Origin of the sequence: Gulosibacter sediminis, from assembly GCF_030011715.1 — a bacterium.
Classification (GTDB): domain Bacteria; phylum Actinomycetota; class Actinomycetes; order Actinomycetales; family Microbacteriaceae; genus Gulosibacter; species Gulosibacter sediminis.
In genome coordinates this window covers 1-604 of sequence record NZ_JASCYH010000091.1, presented here as the reverse complement: position 1 = coordinate 604, position 604 = coordinate 1, and the positions used below count along the sequence as shown (strand labels likewise).

General features: G+C 67.9%; 1 protein-coding gene. It reads right to left on the bottom strand.

Annotated elements, in window-relative coordinates; translation table 11 throughout:
* Nucleotides 1–604, bottom strand: a 604-nt coding sequence (locus QM019_RS12680; RefSeq protein ID WP_282853305.1) for an IS3 family transposase, incomplete at both ends; no start/stop codon positions are given.

Here is a 604-nt window from a genome sequence, read left to right as displayed (position 1 = left end):
GCGAGGCGGAGCTCGTGTCGGGTGCCCCACGGGTGCCGGTCGAGAACGTTCTTCTGCAGCAGCGAGAAGAAGCTCTCCATCGCCGCATTGTCCCCGCACGCCCCGACGCGGCCCATCGATCCGCGCAGGCCGTGACGCTTGAGCGCCTTGACGAAGCGGCGGGATCGGAATTGACTGCCTCGGTCCGAGTGGACGATCACGTCGGTCGGGTTCCCTCGGTGCGCGACCGCCATCTCCAGCGCCTTCACCGCGAGCCGCGCCTTCATCCTGGAGTCGATCGCGTACCCGACGATCCGGTTGGAGTGGACGTCCTTGATCGCGCAGAGGTACAGCTTGCCCTCACCGGTCCAGTGCTCGGTGATGTCTGTCAGCCACAGCTGGTTCGGGCCCTCGGCGGTGAAGTCGCGCTGCACGAGATCGTCGTGCACGGGCGGGCCAGCCTTCTTGTAACGGCGTTTGCGGGTTGTGATCGTCGAGCGGATCCCCGCGACCCGGCACAGCCGCCACACGCGGCGTTCGGAAAGCTGGTAGCCGAGGTCGGCGAGGTCGTCGGCGAGCACCCGATACCCGCCCTCGGGGTCTTCCGCGTGCAGCCGGCGTAGCA